The sequence below is a fragment of the Collimonas sp. OK242 genome, assembly GCF_900107095.1.
In the GTDB taxonomy this organism is placed as follows: domain Bacteria; phylum Pseudomonadota; class Gammaproteobacteria; order Burkholderiales; family Burkholderiaceae_D; genus Collimonas.
This window is the reverse complement of the sequence record NZ_FNOR01000001.1, coordinates 70,250-86,737: the sequence shown is the minus strand read 5'-3', so window position 1 is coordinate 86,737 and position 16,488 is coordinate 70,250. Positions and strand designations below refer to the sequence as shown.

The window sequence follows — 16,488 nt, the reverse complement described above, 5'->3', positions numbered from 1 at the left end:
CCGCAATTCCGTATAAAAATCATGGCTTCCTGATGCCGCACCTCCTTTTTGCTGACTACTCTTGGCGCACGCCGATTTCATAAGTTAAAACAAAATGTCCCATCCCGTCCGCTATCGTTTTGCGCTTTCCGCCGCATCTTCCCTTTTGCTGATACCCGCGCTGAGTGTGAAACCCGGGACTGCTTATGCGGCCTGCGTCACCTCTGGGCAATCGACAATCTGCGACGCCAGCGCGGCGAATCCCTGGACCACGCCGGTTGGCAGAGGCAATCTGGCGGCCGAGGATGGCCGGACGGTCACAGTCGGCACGGGCAGCCGGATCGCGGTCGGTGACGCAAACGCAATCAGCTTGCGCGACAACGCAAACATAACGGTCCAGAACGGCGGCACGGTAAGCGCCAACGGGGTCCGCAATCCTGGACTATATAAGGCCGGCGCCAATACGATCGAGTTTCGCAATAACGGCACCCTGACTGTCGCTCAAGGAGGCCAGGTCCTGGCGACCGGCACCGCGGTCAGTGCCGAAGCAGTCAATCCGCAAGGCAGTGGCAATCTTATCGTCAACAATGGCACGATCAAGGCGGATCACGCTGTTGCCATCTGGTTTCAAAACGCGAGCGGGCTGAACACGGTTATCAACAATGAAACCGGCGTCATCCAGGCGCCGGGCAATGTGATCGGTGCATCCGGCAACGGCGCGGTGGACTTTAGCAACAAGGGGCGAATCGCCGGCAACCTTGTTTTCTCCGGCGGCGACGACACATTGCGACTCTATACAGGATCGGTCATCACGGGCAAATTCGATGGCGGCGGCGGCAACAATGCCCTCTTCCTGAGCGGCACCGGGAGCGCCTCCCTGCCCGGCAATATCACCAATTTCTCATCACTCATCAAAAACGATTCGGGAACCTGGACGCTGACCACCCCCATCACCGGGATCAGGACCGCCGAAGTTCAGCAAGGCACGCTGGCTTTGACCGCTAACAACAGCGCATATACCGGAAAAGTGACCGTCGATGCGGCCGGCACGCTTGAAGCACGCGCGCAAAACCTGCCGCTCGCCGTTGCGGATAATGGCCTGGTGCGTTTTGCGCAGCCCGACAACGGGACCTATACCGGTCTCATTTCCGGCGCCGGTGCGCTCGAAAAGACCCTGGGCGGCACGCTGGCGCTGGCGCCGGCAGCCGCCGGCGGCAATACCTATTCCGGCGGCACCACGCTCACTGGCGGGATTGTCGCTGCCGGCGCCGACAACGCACTGGGTGCAAATACCGGTGGCCTGACATTCAACGGCGGTACGCTGCAGCTTTTGCAAGGCTTCAATCTCGCCAATTCCCGCTCGGTATCGCTCAATGCAGCGGGCGGCACGATCGACACGCAAGGATTTGCATCGACGCTGACGCAAGGCATAGCTGGTTCCGGCGGTTTCAACAAGGCGGGAACAGGAAGCCTGACGCTTGCAGGAAGCAATACTTATACCGGCGGCACGACGATTTCGGCCGGCACGCTGCAGCTGGGTAACGATGGCACGACTGGCAGCATCGTGGGCGATGTCGCAAACAATGGTGCGCTTGTCTTCATGCGTTCAGACAACGTGACTTTCGCCGGCGTGATTTCCGGTAGCGGCTCTGTCACGCAGGCAGGCACCGGCATGACGATGCTGAATGCTGACAATTCATATACCGGCGGCACCATCGCCGCCGCCGGAATACTGGCAGTGGGCGACGCCTCTCACGCCAATGCAGCATTGTCCGGCGGCAGTACGACCGTCTCGTCAGGCGCCGTGCTCGGCGGTTATGGCAGCATCACAGGGGCAGTGACCAACAGCGGCACCGTCGCGGTGGCCAACGCCTTGCCCCCGTTTGCCAGTTCGGGCAACGGCGCCTTTACGATCAACGGTGCATTGGTGAACGCCGGCCTGGTGCAAATCGGCGGCCAAGGCATTGGCAACCGGCTCAATGTCGTCGGTAACTATGTCGGCCGCAACGGCAGCATCGCCCTCAACACTTACCTGGCAGGCGACGGCGCGGCGTCGGACCGGCTGGTGATTAACGGCGGCGCCGCCAGCGGAACGTCAAGTTTGCGCATCGCGAATATCGGCGGCCCCGGGGCCGCCATCGTCGCTGACGGCATTGAAGTGGTGCAGGCCGTAAATGGGGCGACGACGGCCGCAGGTGCATTCACGCTGGCCGGCCCGCTCAAGGCTGGCGCATATTCTTACTATCTTGCCAAAGGCGGCGTGACCAGCGGCACATCCGAAAACTGGTATCTGCGCAACACCTTGCCGCAAATGCCCGCTACGCCTGCAACTACGCCTCCAAGCACGACCTTGGTCGCACCTGCAAGCACCGCCCCCGCCACGCCATTGACTACACCCGCAGTCACCCAGCCCACGACAGGCTCCGGCGCAATCCCGCTGTATCGCCCCGAAGTGCCGATTTATGCAGAAATTGCCAGTGTCGCCCGGCAGCTCAACCTCCAGCAGCTCGACAACTTCCACGACCGCCAGGGAGAGCAATCGCTGCTGACCGAGAACGGCGCATTGCCGGCCGCATGGGGGCGTGTCTGGGGTAGCAGCACCAGGCAAGGTCAGGACGGTACTGTTTCGCCCCAGTTCGATGGATCAATGACGGGAATGCAGGCCGGCCACGACATCTATGCCGACACCAGCGCTGGCGGGCAACGCAACCATTACGGTCTGTTTGCCGGCTTTGCGCACGCCGCCGGGAATGTCAACGGCTTTGCGATGGCCATGCAAAATCGCGATGTCGGCCAGCTGTCGGTCGACGCCTACAGCCTGGGCGCTTACTGGACTCAGGTCGGCCCCGGCGGCTGGTACACGGATACAGTCCTGATGGGAAGTTCATTGTCGGCAGATCCGCGTTCGCGTGATGGCGTCGGCGCCACAACGCATGGCAGCGCGCTCATCGGATCGATCGAGGGCGGCCTGCCAATGCCGCTTGGCGCCAGCGCAAGCATCGAACCTCAGGCGCAAGTGATCTGGCAAAATCTGCGGTTCAACGATTTACACGACGGCGTGTCTGCTGTGAGCTTCAACCACGGCAGCGCCTTCCTGGCTCGGCTCGGCATGCGCTTGCAAGGCCGGTTTGAGACAGCGGCAACGGCCTGGCTGCCGTATCTGCGGGTCAACATACTGCGGAGCTGCGGCGCTCACGATACTAGCAATTTTGACGGTGCGACAGCCATTTCCACCAGCGCGAATCAGACAGCGGGCCAGCTAAACTTTGGCTTGGCCGCAAAGATCGGCAAATCGACCAGTGCGTTCGTTGCCGTAAGCTACACCGGCAACCTCGGCGGAACACAACAGCGCACGCTGATGGCGAATACGGGCACGCGCTGGAGCTGGTAAGCGCCGCTGCAATGCCATGATCTGCGTCAATATGGCAGAAATTCCATCCTGGGTCTTGCATCGACGGCTCTGCTTGTATTCATATAGTTACTGAGCCATTCATAATGCGCCTCGATTTCGGCAAGCAACTGAGTGGCTTTTTCACGCACAGAATTGTCCACATCGCTATGGTTCGCCAGTCCATCCAGAATGGCGTCGGCAAGCCTGCCGTAAAACCGCAGCTGAGGCTGGCTGCCGCAGACGCTCTCCCACTCCTCAAGAAAAATGGCGTCGAACGTCAGGCTTTCTATGAATCGCGCAGCGCTGGTTGTTTCGTCCAGATTAAAAGAACGCAGTATTTGCGCCAGCAACAGAGCATCGTCGTCTGAAATATTTTGTAGCATGTTGTTCCCCTGTCGATCTGAAAAACGTGAATAGCCGCAAAAGGTCATACAGATAATTCGATGTATTCAAGGTTCGGCAATCATCGAAAATATTCAAAAATATCGATTAGCTGCGGCGCCGGATGATTTCCTGGCATCGAAAACAGATCCAGCGTTTTGAATTCCTGCGCAAAACGTGACTGCCCTCGCCCGCCGCTACTTCTCCCTGGTGATTCGTACAGAATCTCCTGCCGGAGACAGCGCTTGCCGCTGACGTACTCGCATCGATTGCTGGCGGAGCAATTTTTCGAAGAGCTCGATTCATCAACGGCTACCTTCCTGATCTGCCAAGTCCTATGCCTGATAGTGAATAGTGTCAAAGAAAATTCCAATCAGGTCTTCCTGAAATCCATGTAAGAATTTCCTTCAGAATCGCAAATTATTCCGCTGGTCAGCCGATATAAATTGGATCGGCAACAACAAAATTCGCTGCTTGAAAACATTGCGGCGCTCAAGTTTTCATAGAGGAACTAGGGATTTCCTTACAATCGGCAACGCTGAGCCTACGGAAATATAAAGATTCCCTGATACCCCCTATTCGTCGCATTGCTTAATCTTGTCGCACGCCCAGGGAACGAAAAAATACTTTGCATACACATGCCTTGCAGACGCCGCTCGCCTGGCAAGCAAATGTCGACTGAATTACCGCGTCTTTGAAGGAAGAATCCATGCTGAATTGGCAATTAGAAAATGCAAGCGCGCAATTCCGCCGCCTCACCGCCGCCTTCGCCTCCATCAGCAGCACTCGAATCGGCGTACGCGATGCGTAAAATTGCCCCTATATCGCTCAGATATCTCGCTGAGAAAGAATTCTTGCGCTATGACCTCCTGATGCAGCTTGCGGATGGAAAAACGGTATTCAAATGGATCCCCTCCGATCTCAAGCGTGCCTCGGTGGCGCTTCTGGACATGCAGATTTTCAATGCGCGCGAGGCGCTTCCGGCTAACTGCGTGTGTATCTGGATTTCCGAATCCGCCTCCTATCCAGGCCGTAAAGGAGACATGACTCTGCCGCTCAATTTCAGCCTTTCGGATTTGGTTAACGCACTGGATCGGGCTGCCTTGCGATTGCTAGACATGAAAACCATTGGCGACAGCCCGGACATGGATGCTGATCCATTCTCGCAAAAAAACTATCGCATCTCGAAATGGATCAGTCTCGAACATGATTTCTCTACGGTCCGGTTTAAAAAAATTCTTGCGGTAATGACAAAACAGACCGTCAACTGGCGCTGGCTGTTGACATATGGCGGCTTGACTGAACGCGATGCGTATCTGTTTCTTGATGAATTGAAAAAGAAGAGCGTGCTTGTTGAAGGAGATATGGCGCTCAGCGCTCATGAACTCATCACGCACCAACTCGCCCGCCAATCCTCGCAGCAGATATCGCTGGAGCAAAGGGAAGGCGGCGTCGGATTATTCGTCAAGAAAATCAATCAGTGGCTGGGCCGGGCTCGGTCACAAGAGTTGGAGAGAACCCCATAGTGTGCATACTCCGGATTGTTCTGCTAGGGCCGATGGGGATCGGCAAAACCACCGCCATCCGCTCTCTGTGCGGGGATCTCATGGTGGATTGCGACGTCCCTAACATGGATCCCTCATCTTCCGCCAAAAAAAACACCACTGTCGGCGCCGATTTCGGCGTGGTGGAACTGGATGGCGGCGAGCAGCTGCATATTTACGGCAGCCCCGGACAGGATCGCTTCGATTTCGTACGCGGTTGGCTGCTCTCCATGTCTATCGGCGTCATCGTGATGGTCGACGCCAACCAGCCGGACTCGGTTCAGATAGCAGCGCAATATATCCGCACCGTCTTGTCGGTCGCAGAAACCATGCCATGCATGCTGTTGCTGGCGCGTCCGATCAGTGCCGAGGCGACCGACCGGTTTTCATCGGCGCTGACAAAAATGCTGGGCATGCCGGTGCCGGCGATCACAGCGGACGTACGGGAAAAATCGCAAATGCTTGATGCATTGGACATATTTTCTTCACTGCTGGTAACAACATAAATTCAACTATCAAGAGACATGAAAGCCATGCTAGCTTCTGCAACAAGCGCCGCCCATCACGTATTCAATCAAATCGGCACGACCCAAAACGGCATCTCCACGGTAGTCATGACCACCCTGGATGGCCAGGAAATCGCCATCCACGACCCGGGGCGGAAATTCAGCGCGGTTCGCCTGTCGGCAATGACCAGCTCCCTGGTGGCGATTGCGCGATCGGTAGGCAAGGAAGTGGATTTTCACGGATGCGATCGCCTGCTGCTCGAAGCCCCGGAGGGGAAAATCATCTTCCGGCCAGTCGGCATGCAATATCCTTATTTGCTGTGCATCGTTGTCAATCGGGACGCTATCCTGGGACACACGCTTTGGACGGTCGACAAGATTGTCAGCAATTTCATCCAGCAGTTAGACCTCAATAAATAAAGCCATCTCCAAATCCGCTCTATGCATCACCGGCGCTGGTCGGCCGACGGTGATGTTTCTGTTCCATTCAACGCCACTATCTATATAAGCAGGGGGAAAATATGAGTAACATGAATGTTATCATTGACACATTATTGGGCATCGATGGCGCATTGACGGCAGCCATCGTCGATAGCAATAGCGGGATGATCCTGGGTTCCGGCGGCTCCGGCATCGATCTGGAACTGGCTGCGGCCGGCAATACCGAGGTAGTGCGCGCCAAGACAAAAACCATGAAAAGTCTCGGCTTGAAAGACAGCATCGAAGATATCCTGATTACTCTCGGCAAGCAGTATCACATCTTGCGCCCGATAGAAAAACATGAAGGCCTGTTCATCTATGCGGTTCTGGACAAGAGCAAATCCAACCTGGCGCTGGCCCGCCGCAAGGTACTGGACGCAGAGCAAGCGCTGGTGATGTAAGCACTGCTGCATGTCCGAGCTGCATCTCTTCGCGCCTGTTTTTCGTAAAAAAAATCCGGGCTTAAGCGCAGCAGGCAGCCATCGATGCCGATGGCTGCCTTATTTCTCAATGTGTCTTCGGTGAATTTCCGCGTGCGGCGAAGGTTGCGGCGGTGCTCAATCCCCTACCTTATCGGTCGGGAAGATAATCGAATCCCGTAACAGATATCCCATCGGCATATCCATGCTCTTCCCTTTCGGCGGAACCGGACTCATGAACCATCTGTTGTAGATCTTGCGGAAATCCCCATCGTTCTCCATGTTCGCCATCTCGCGGTCGACCAGCGTTTTGAATTCCGCATCATCTTTGCTTAACATGATGGCATAGGGTTCCACCGACATTGCATCCCCGACGATCACGAAATCAGCAGGATTTCTCATATTCGCGCGCAACCCGAACAGGATAACGTCGTCCATCACGAAAGCGTCGGCCTGCCCTTTTTCAAGCATGCTGAACGATTCGGCGTGATCCGCGCCATCAACCAGGTTCAAGGCCAGCGCTCTTACTTTATTTCTATCGTTTAGCAGCTTGACGGTGGTGGTGCCCTTGGTTGTCACGACTCGTTTTCCGCGCAAGTCGGCCCAATTCCTGATCCCGGAATCTGCCCGCACCGCCATCCGCACTCCCGCAAAAAAATGCGGCACCGTAAACGCCACCTGCTTGCGCCGTTCGGCATTGTTGGTGGTGGTGCCGCATTCCAGGTCGGCCTTGCCGCTGGTGACCGCGGCTATGCGAGTCGAAGGCGTCACTGCCAGATAATTCACTTTCAATTGCGGCAGCTTCAATTCCCGTCGTACGCCGTCAACGATTTTCGAACAGAGATCGAGCGTGAAGCCGATAGGTTTCTTATCCGCATCCAGATACGAGAATGGCGCAGTGGTTTCCCGATAGGCAAGCGTGATGGTTTGGGTGTCACGGATTTTCGCCAGCGTGGCGCCGGCAATTGCCGGCGGAGAGAACAGCGATGAGCCCAGCAGCAGCGAGGCAAGAATGGAATATCCCGGCCGAAAAAAAACACCAGTGTGCATTGAGCCACCTTGTCATATGAGGAAATAAATGCGGCGCATTCCAAATGCCCGCATGTGGCAGCCATCGTGCCGAACTCAGCATAATGAGAGTCTGGACAGGGAAATATCAGGAGATCCTGATTTTGGTGTAGGAATACAAAACTTAGGAACGGGCATAGTTCGTAAGCCTGAAATTCCGCCCGGCAAAAAAATCTTTTCCAGACAGCTTCCACCGCCCGCCTATGCGGGATCGCGGCGCCTTTCTGTGCTCTGTGGAGAATCTTCCTTGCTTCTCGCCAGGACCAGGCTGCCATAGACAAAAAATGCACTTATTCCGACGATACACATCGCGCTCATCAGATACAGATCCGCGCTCCATCCGTCCCTATGCCAGCGGATCATGATGAGAATTGCCAGCGTTATCCCTGTCAAAGCCCCCAAGAGACTTGCCACCTTCAAATCCGTCATTCTCAGATGACTGTTTTGCGACTGTATGAATTGCCACATATCGTTAGTCCTGGAAGTTTCCATTTTTATTTCCTGTCGATTCTCTTGTACTTCATTCGTATATCCCTGGCACGCAACATCATCTATTGCAACCATGCTTCTTCCTTGCATCCTATTCCGCTACAGCCGTTTTATTCAGTTCCGGGCCGATATGAAATTCCAGGTCTTGATATGAATTGACATCGGCTCCCGCTAACCTGGCCGGCATGAAAGCGGTGCCACGCAACATCCGCTCTATCCGTTCAAATGCTTCCTGATCATCCGCAAGAGCTTGCAATTTCTCGATACTGGTCACCACGCCATTGGCGTCGATATACAGGCGCAAGCGGATCGGCAATCCCGAAGCAACAACCCCTGCCAACAAGTCCGGATCTGGCGCACTGTATGGCGAAGCGTTCTTGTCGACTTCTTGCGGCCCGTAGAATATCGGCAGCGATGGCGCAGGCGGCGGTACTGTCGACGGTGTTTCAAAGACAGCTCTCCCCGCAATTGACTGCGCGCGTTCTGCGGTGGAAGGCGTGGCAGAAATAAGGACCACTTCCATGCGCTTGCTCATATCGCGATCAGATGGCGCCGCCGGCAATCCGGCAACACTCGTCCGATGCCAGCACAGCATCAATACCGACAGATGGATCGCAAAGGATGCCGCAGCACCAAGCCAATGACGCAGCTTCATGCCGCAACGGACCTGTCGCAGTCCCTTGCGGCCTCGATAAACCACTGCACATGCCATCAATTCACAACTGGAATCTGCCGCCAGTTCAAGCGATTAAATGGATTATTCAAGGGAGAAGTTGTCTTATGCAGATCACCCGTGCCGTCAGTATTGCTAGTCACCACCGGGACCTTTCCATTCACATTTCCAAAATAGATACCATTGTTCAGTCCCGCCGTAGTCACGAATGGCAGATCGGAAAACTGTGACTTTCCGGTACCGTAGCTGACGGCATAAACATCATTGCTGCCCGAGGGAGTGCAGACATCGCCATCCGGCAGATTGGCGGCAAACGCCACTATGCCGCCGTTTGCAGCTGCTTGGGATGTCACGCGCTGCGCAATATTGTTAGCGTTCAACCCCAGATCGATATACCAGCCGGAGGGCTTTTGGGGAGTTGCTCCAATGCCGTTTGCCACATCCGTATCGTTATTCAGGTTGGCGCGGGTAATCGGATATTTGCCGACAGCGGCCGGCAAGGTCGCGCTGGTATCGAAGCGGCTGCCGGTGCCATCGTTGATGGCGTAAAAAGTTTGCTGCTGGCTACTCTTGATATCGCTATCCGCCAGCAACTTGCCGGTGCCGATCAGCACGTAACGTTTCAGTGAATTCTTGTCAACCTCGATCAGCGGCCGGGTGGTGACAGGCTGTACCGTAGCGGCGCTGGAGGAATCCGTCAGCAAAGCGATTTGCGTCGGTGCATCGTAACCGGCACCGGTGGTTTTGGTTAAGTCCAGGCGCCATACATTGCCCAGCAGATCACTTGCATACACGGCGTCGGCGGTGTAATCGGTATAGTCGCCGACATAGGCGGTCGCCTGAGCCAGGCCGGCCGGTGCGCTTGCAGTGCCGGCGCCGGTCGAAATCGGTGGTTCCAGCAATTTGCCGTTGCTGGGATTGACGATATAAAAATAGCCTTTGCCGTCGGCATTGTTGTAACCTGAAGTCAGGATTACCACCCAGCCATACCTGGCGGTTTTCACCACATTCGCAGGACCGTAGCTATAACCCATGGTGGAGTCGCTAAACTCCCACAGGACAGCTTTGGCGAGATTGGTTTCATTGTTCAGCGTGCCGGGATCGGTGACGTCAAGCGCATAGTAGCCCTTGCCGCCCTTGCCCAGGCCGCCCACCAGCAAGGAACGCCAATCGGCAGAAGTCTTGACGCTGCCGGCGTTGCCAAAATCGACATCGGTCACCACCGGCGTCGCATCGACATAAAAATGATGGATGTAATTGGCGCTGGTCAGCGCAGCCAGGCCGTTCACTGCAGGAGTGGCGGATGGCCCCTGGTACAAGAAACTAGGCACGTAGGCGAACAGCTCTTTACCGCCGGTCAAGCCGCCGTCGAAAGCATGCAGCATGCCGTCATTGGCACCAACGTACACCACCGTGCCGCGCGTTTTGTGGGAATTGACGAAACTGCTATAGCCTGGATTGCTGGAATCCGCATAGGTCGCCGCCGGCGCGGCCACCGGATAAGCCTTGGACGTAACAATATCGCCTAGCAGAAAAGCGCGTTGACGGAATGGCTTGCCTTCCTTGCTGCGGTCGCCGCGCAGGAAATTGACGACTTCGTCGGCGCTCGCGCCTGCCACGGCCAGGGCGGCGGCATTGCCTGCGTCGCCAATATTGGTGGCGCGGAACGGCACGCCTTGGCCGCCGTCGCTGGTGGCGATGAAGCGTTGTGTGTCCCAGCCTGCGACCTGCTTTTTGCCGCTGCCGGTGACAGCCGCTTGCCCCTCCAGCAGCGCACGCGCATCCCATACGGATGTTTTCGAGGCTATTTGACCGCTGGTCGCATCGAACTGCAACGTACTGGCAACCAGGTCGCCCGACCAGTCAGCCGCGAAATATTGTGTACTGTAGCTGATCGTGCCATCGGTGATGTTGTTGGGAGACGCCACCGCCAGCGACGAAGAAAACTGCGATGCCGAACTGATGCTTTTAAATGCATCGCTCAGGGACGACACCATCAGGTCAGCCTTGCCTGCGTCGTAATAATTATCCGGCCGCAAATCGCCGTTCCGATCCGTGTCGCCGGTTTTGTTCCAGCTCGATTGCGCCAACGGGCTGGTATTTCCATAGGTGCTATAACCATCAGCAACCGTGAAGCCACCGTATTTGGCGGCCAGCCAGTATTGATTTTTTGCACTCTCTGTCCCACCTTCCATCACATCCAGCCAGTAGGTGGTAGCGGTAGTCTTGAACAATTTAGAGGTTACTTGATTGCCATTCGCATCGCGTGCAGATTTAGTAAAATCGTTAGGCCGCAAATCGCTGGTGTGGGCCGCATAGGCCAGGCCGGCAATAAAAAAAGTACTCTGCTGGCAACCGCCGCACAACGCCAGGTAAGTCGTTCCAAGATTAGCTATCCCATCCAGAGTTCCAACTTGATTGGTTGCGTCCGTGACATTGAATGGCCACTTATCCTGCTTCGACGCCGGCAGGTCCGATGCGACACTCGCTGGCATGGTCGGTTCCTGACTTGGACTCTTTTTAGTTGCGTCTTGGCTGGACTGAGCGTCCCACTTAAAGGCGCTTCCAGGAAGATTTGAATCGGCGTGGGTATTTTCGTCGCCGATACCGATAATGAAATTCTTCTGGCACGCATACTGGACCGGATCGTCCCAGTTGCTAATTACCGGAAAGCCGTCAGCCATCGCATCAGTCAGACCGCCGGTGTATTCAGGAACGTTTCCTACATGCCTGAGATAGCGGATCGCCGCGTAATACAATTCGCTAACCGGATCCGAGGACTTGTAGCTGTGGCCGGCAAGGCCGAATTTATTCAAGTAATTGATGACGCCGCTGTTGCTTATGGTGCTGCCGGTGACGTTTCCGGTGGCTGCGGCGTCGGCGTTATCGGGATTATCTGCAAAGATACCGGTATCGGGATCCCACTCCTTTTGCAGGTTGTCGATACTGGTCGAGCCCGGCACCAGCGTCTTGGGGCCGACCGCTTTCATCCTGGCGCGCAATACGCCGCCATCACGCAGCGGGTTCGGATCGTTGAGATATGAGAACGCCGCGAACCGCAATTTGTCGGCATAGTTTTGAATCAGGCCAGTAGGTTTGTATATATCGCTGCCGTATTTGGTGCAGTTGGCTTCCAGCGACACCGCCTTCGGATCGCAGACCTTGACCATTACCGGTATATCGTAGGTACCGCCGTCAGTCGTGCTCGACGCCGCGGGGTCCTTTTCTTTCGACTTGGGCACCTTGGTAACGAAAACAGGGAAAGTCGTATCTGCACTTGCGCGAATATTGGTGCGGTCATTCGTGTTCGACACCCGCATCGAAGTCCCCAAGTTATACACACGCACATAAATATTATTCCAGTTCTTGCCGCTAAACGGCGTAGCGCCGCTGATCGTCGCAGAATCATTGGTAATGGACTGAACCGGAAATTTGCTCGCCCCCCCTTGATTTGCCGGCGCAAAGCTTTTTTGCAATACCGTGGCAGTCTTGGTGTCTATTACCCGATAGCCGCCGGTCAACGCCCAGCGGAAGGGGTCAATGGTTGCCGTAGTCGCCCAATTCAGGAAATTGCCGCTCCATTGGCCGGAACAGACGTGGTTATTGGCGGCCTGGCTTGGCGCAAAATAGCCGTTGTTATTGTCGTAGTCGTAGCATTTGCCAGGATCAAAATAGCCGATAAACGTTGAGCTCGATGCATACGGGTCTGTATGCGCGCGGCTGGTCGCGGTAGGCCATTCAACCGACAAGGCGAGCAGCACATTGGAGGGTACGATGATGTTGCTGAACATCGGCGTGTCGTTAAGCGCGGTTTGCGCTTGCGCCGCACTCGGCGCGCCTACGCTGCCCAGCATCAACGCTGCTAGCAGCAAGCCGTTCAGCCAATGCGACGCCTGTTTCACTTTCGGGATTCGATTCATGTACTGATGCTCCTGTTTATGCCGAATGGGTAAGAATGCGCCCGCCAGCCGTCTGCACTTTAGTGAGTGAACGTAGTCTGGGTAAATGTCTGGGTATTGCGCGGGCCGAGCGCCATGATCGTGAGCCGATAGACGGGCCCCAGATCCACACTCACCTTTTTGGAGTCGACGCCCCCCCCTTTGTCATCGACAAACGAACCCATGGTGCAAGCCGATTTGTCGGGCACCGTCGTACCCGCTATGCACATCCGGTCAATCACGTAACGCAACCTGATGCCTGCGGCGGCGTCGTTGATGTCGTCTTTTTTTGCCGATGCTATCAATACATCCGGGATACCGGGCAATTTTTTCGAAGTCGACGGCAAGGCGTGAGCCCAGTAATTCTGGTCCAGGTGGTCGTTGTACAGAGCCGTCTCCGGCACTAGCGCGCCGCTGACAAACTTGCTCCGGATCTGCGCTACGGCGCGTTCAGACTGGTTCGCCAGATCGCGCTTAAAGGCCAGGTTGCCAGCGGTCAGCAAAGAAGTGTCGGTCGAACTGATCAGCGCTACGCTGGCCAGCATCAGTATCAGCAGGGAAATCAGAGCCATGATCAATACGGATCCGCGCTGCCTTATGCATCGGTTTGATGCCAGACTGATTGTGGGTGCTTGAAGCAAATCGCCGGACTCTAATTGAGCGGATGGAAAATAGGGAGATGGGATCATGGCATGTCTTCGTCAGTCGCTCACTACAAGCGCATTGCGCAAGGGAATCGTGGCGTCCAGCACGCGATATCGGAATTTCTGTTCCCCCTCGCTTAAGGTCTTGGCATAGGAAAATGCCGTGCCGTCGAACATGGCCGGCAAGGTCGCTGTTGATAAAACCACGTTCTTATCCTCAACCGCGGAACGGGTGATCAAGCCGATGCGGATTGCCTTGATGGCGGCAATCCGCTTGCCGGCATCGACACTGCCGTCCAGCAGCGCGCTGGCAGCATAGGTACCCGTTGGCGCGGTCCAGGCGATAGTGCCGTTGTTGGCGTTGTCGACACCGTAGATCGCGTGCATCTCGACCACGCCGTCGGCAATCAGGTCGGCACCGGCCGCAGTTCCATTCAAGAGATCGAAGGCGACCAAGGCATTATTCGATCCCACGCCATAAAGCTGGAACGATGGATTGAAACCAAGATTGAGAGCGACCGAGCTGGAAGAATAGCTGGCCAGAGCCTTGTCTGTGCCGGCGGTATAAAATTTCCCGCCCAGCGGCAAAACACCGCTACTCGCGGAACCCGAATACGTGTTATCTACCGATTCAAGCAGACATGCGGATAGCGATCCGCTGCTGTCGCCAGGACGCTCGGCCACCAGCAATTGCTGCCCTGCAGAAAAAGACAGCGTATTCAACAGGTGTAGCGCACTCGGGCTGGCAGTGGGGACGCTGGTCGACTCGATCGGCATTTCACCGTAGCCGGCGGAACCCGCCATCACGATCAGAGTATCGGAAAGCTTGCCGTTTGGATCTTGCGAGATAATCACCGGCGCCATACGGAAGGCGCCGCCGATATTTGCCGTCAGGCTGGAAAACGGACTTGGCAGCGAGGCCGGCGGGATCACCGCCTTGCCGCTATTGTTGGCGTTGATCGCACAACCGAAGGTCAGGGCGTACCGTTGGGAAAACCCGGTGCCAGCACTCCTGATTGCCTGGTCCAGCTGATACAGTGCAAAAGCGCCGTTCTGGTTCATGTCGTTGGCGCCGGTGGTATTTCTTTTGCGGGCCTCGCTGACCGACATCACGCTGAAAATCGCCAGCGATACCACCAGGCCGATAACCATCGCCACCATCAGCTCGATCAGACTCAGGCCGCGCTGAAATCGCGGATATAACGGCGCTACGGTGCATTTGAATGATTTTTTCATTGCACCACTACCTCAGTGTTATAGCTGTGACTGGCCGCTGCGGAAGCGGTTTTTTTATTGCTGCTGCCGCCCGTATCGGCAGCGGTTTTGACGGCGGTTTTGACAGCGGCAGTCCAGGTAATGCTGACCGTGACCAAAGCGGGATTACTGGCATCGAGCGTGGCTACCCCTGCCCCGCCCTGGAACGCTGTCTTTACCTTGCTCTGCCAGTTTGCGTAGTCTTTCGCATTGCCGCCATCGGCCGCACATAGCAGATCGCAACTGCCATTCACCAATTTGCTTTTACTCCAAAGAATGGCAACCAGATTATCGGTAAGCAGCGCTGCCTGGCTGCGGTCTTCGGCGCTGATGGAGTTAGCGGTGCTTGCGGCTTGCAGACCAACCAGGCCCAGGATGCCGAACGAAAAAATCAGAATCGCAACCAGGACCTCGATCAGCATGAAGCCGCCTTGTTGTTTCGGGGATTGGCTCATCATTTAGCAACCTGTCGGAGTTGTGCTGGATAACGTAATTTGGGGATCGCACATGCGAATCTGGCCGCTAGCTGTGACAACAACTCTGAGCTTGCGATAACCGGCATCGGCAGTATTGATGTCAAAGGTGTAGGGAGGGCTATTACCTGAAATAGACACTACACGTCCCAGACTATCAAATGTCACTGTGTCCACACTGCCTGCCACGGTAACATTGGCATTTGCGCCTGACAGTGAAGATCCCTGGACAAAAAGGTTGTAATCCGCGTCGCTTGAATCGGATGCCAGCAGCGCAGCATTTTGCTGAACGTACCAGTTGGTACCGCTCCTGGATCTTGCCGCATCCTTTTCCGGCTTTACTGCGGTCAGCCGGAAATCGACCAGCCGGCTGCGCCGCACCGCCTCGGTTTTTGCCAGCCGGATGCCGTTTTGCAGCGCCTCGGCGGTGGACCTGATCTTGGTGTTCCGGATCCAGCTGGAGAACGAAGGTATGGCGACCGCCATCAGAATTGCTGCCAAGGCAATCGTGATCATCAGCTCGACCAGGCTAAACCCTCGTTCTTCCGGGGAGGCCTGCATCACGCGCATGACTGGCCTTTTTTGACGATCCAGGCTTTGTCGCACGCACCACCCCATCGCCCCGCCTGCGTGGTGGCTTTCACCAGTCCGCCAGCAACCGTGTAAGTGTACGTATATATAAATCCAGCAGCAGGTCCTTGGCCAGTGGCCGTGATTGTATATTCGGTGCCGGCAGCGTTGGCGGGGCAGGTAAATCCAAAATTTGTGGTGTTGCCTGCACATGGGCCACCGGTGTACTTCCGGTTGTCCTGATAGAACTGCTCCAGTTGCGCCTGCGCAGAAGCCATGCCATTGGTGGCATCCACCAGATAGCCGCGCAGCACATAATCGGTATAACTTGGATAGGCGATGGCAGACAGGATTGCAATGATGGCGACTGTGACCATCAGTTCGATCAGCGTAAAACCTTTACTTGCCGTGACCATGTCGACTTTCTCTTCAGATGTGATTTTTAAAAACAAGCGCTCTTGCGAACCGGCTAGCACGGCTCTCCATGCATCTGCAAGCGGGGAATTCAATCGCGCAGCAAAAAAAATCTAGCCGCTTTGCGAAACAAAATCCAGAATAACAACTCTTTCGCCGAGGAAATATCGGCACATCCTGATCTTGATGTAGGGACATTCCTAACGGACAGACTTGGAGTTAAAAACGACAAAAACACTGTCGGAATTTCTTGAATTTATCGTAG

15 protein-coding genes are annotated in these 16,488 nt (G+C 55.7%); 5 read left to right on the top strand and 10 right to left on the bottom strand.

Annotated elements, in window-relative coordinates:
• The first annotated feature begins 94 nt into the window (after positions 1-94).
• A complete protein-coding gene (locus tag BLV81_RS00355) occupies positions 95-3,370 on the top strand; it encodes an autotransporter family protein (protein ID WP_092351288.1) in 3,276 nt (1,091 codons plus the stop codon).
• Between the two features lie 26 nt (positions 3,371-3,396).
• Here BLV81_RS00355 and BLV81_RS00350 read toward each other — a convergent pair whose 3' ends face one another.
• A complete protein-coding gene (locus tag BLV81_RS00350) occupies positions 3,397-3,753 on the bottom strand; it encodes a hypothetical protein (RefSeq protein ID WP_092351286.1) in 357 nt (118 codons plus the stop codon).
• A 729-nt stretch (positions 3,754-4,482) separates the two neighbouring features.
• On the opposite strand from BLV81_RS00350, the gene BLV81_RS00345 reads away from it, so the two are divergent.
• From BLV81_RS00345 to BLV81_RS00330, 4 genes are all read left to right on the top strand, one after another.
• Positions 4,483-5,277 (top strand): hypothetical protein, encoded by a 795-nt coding sequence (locus BLV81_RS00345; protein WP_143036241.1) that lies wholly within the window; start codon positions 4,483-4,485, stop codon positions 5,275-5,277.
• The gene (locus tag BLV81_RS00340; protein ID WP_092351282.1) at positions 5,232-5,801 is read left to right on the top strand and encodes a GTP-binding protein; all 570 of its coding nucleotides are present in this window, start codon (positions 5,232-5,234) and stop codon (positions 5,799-5,801) included. The genes BLV81_RS00345 and BLV81_RS00340 overlap by 46 nt, the downstream gene beginning before the upstream one ends.
• A 27-nt stretch (positions 5,802-5,828) precedes the next feature.
• Complete coding sequence (locus BLV81_RS00335) at positions 5,829-6,221, top strand: roadblock/LC7 domain-containing protein (RefSeq protein ID WP_176992683.1); 393 nt, start codon at positions 5,829-5,831, stop codon at positions 6,219-6,221.
• 101 nt (positions 6,222-6,322) lie between these two features.
• Entirely contained in the window at positions 6,323-6,682 is a 360-nt protein-coding gene (locus tag BLV81_RS00330) for a hypothetical protein (RefSeq protein ID WP_092351278.1), read from the top strand.
• 156 nt (positions 6,683-6,838) lie between these two features.
• On the opposite strand, the gene BLV81_RS00325 is transcribed toward BLV81_RS00330, so the two are convergent.
• From BLV81_RS00325 to BLV81_RS00285, 9 genes are all read right to left on the bottom strand, one after another.
• Positions 6,839-7,750, bottom strand: coding sequence for an amino acid ABC transporter substrate-binding protein (locus BLV81_RS00325; RefSeq protein ID WP_092351276.1), 912 nt, complete (start codon positions 7,748-7,750; stop codon positions 6,839-6,841).
• 219 nt (positions 7,751-7,969) lie between these two features.
• Complete coding sequence (locus tag BLV81_RS00320) at positions 7,970-8,332, bottom strand: hypothetical protein (RefSeq protein ID WP_143036240.1); 363 nt, start codon at positions 8,330-8,332, stop codon at positions 7,970-7,972.
• Between the two features lie 16 nt (positions 8,333-8,348).
• On the bottom strand, positions 8,349-8,912 hold the full coding sequence (locus BLV81_RS00315) for a hypothetical protein (protein WP_092351272.1): 564 nt from the start codon (positions 8,910-8,912) through the stop codon (positions 8,349-8,351).
• A gap of 56 nt (positions 8,913-8,968) precedes the next feature.
• Positions 8,969-12,850, bottom strand: coding sequence for a pilus assembly protein (locus BLV81_RS00310; protein WP_092351271.1), 3,882 nt, complete (start codon positions 12,848-12,850; stop codon positions 8,969-8,971).
• Positions 12,851-12,909: 59 nt separating this feature from the next.
• Positions 12,910-13,440 carry a hypothetical protein gene (locus BLV81_RS00305; RefSeq protein ID WP_092351269.1) on the bottom strand — a complete coding sequence of 177 codons (531 nt, stop codon included), beginning with the start codon at positions 13,438-13,440 and terminating at the stop codon, positions 12,910-12,912.
• Between the two features lie 129 nt (positions 13,441-13,569).
• Positions 13,570-14,748, bottom strand: coding sequence for a PilW family protein (locus BLV81_RS00300; RefSeq protein WP_092351267.1), 1,179 nt, complete (start codon positions 14,746-14,748; stop codon positions 13,570-13,572).
• Positions 14,745-15,224: a prepilin-type N-terminal cleavage/methylation domain-containing protein gene (locus BLV81_RS00295; RefSeq protein WP_092351265.1), complete on the bottom strand. Its 480-nt coding sequence runs from the start codon at positions 15,222-15,224 to the stop codon at positions 14,745-14,747. The genes BLV81_RS00300 and BLV81_RS00295 overlap by 4 nt, the downstream gene beginning before the upstream one ends.
• A complete protein-coding gene (locus BLV81_RS00290; protein ID WP_176992682.1) occupies positions 15,225-15,809 on the bottom strand; it encodes a GspH/FimT family pseudopilin in 585 nt (194 codons plus the stop codon).
• Positions 15,800-16,261 carry a type IV pilin protein gene (locus BLV81_RS00285; RefSeq protein WP_304441226.1) on the bottom strand — a complete coding sequence of 154 codons (462 nt, stop codon included), beginning with the start codon at positions 16,259-16,261 and terminating at the stop codon, positions 15,800-15,802. The genes BLV81_RS00290 and BLV81_RS00285 overlap by 10 nt, the downstream gene beginning before the upstream one ends.
• Positions 16,262-16,488 lie beyond the last annotated feature (227 nt).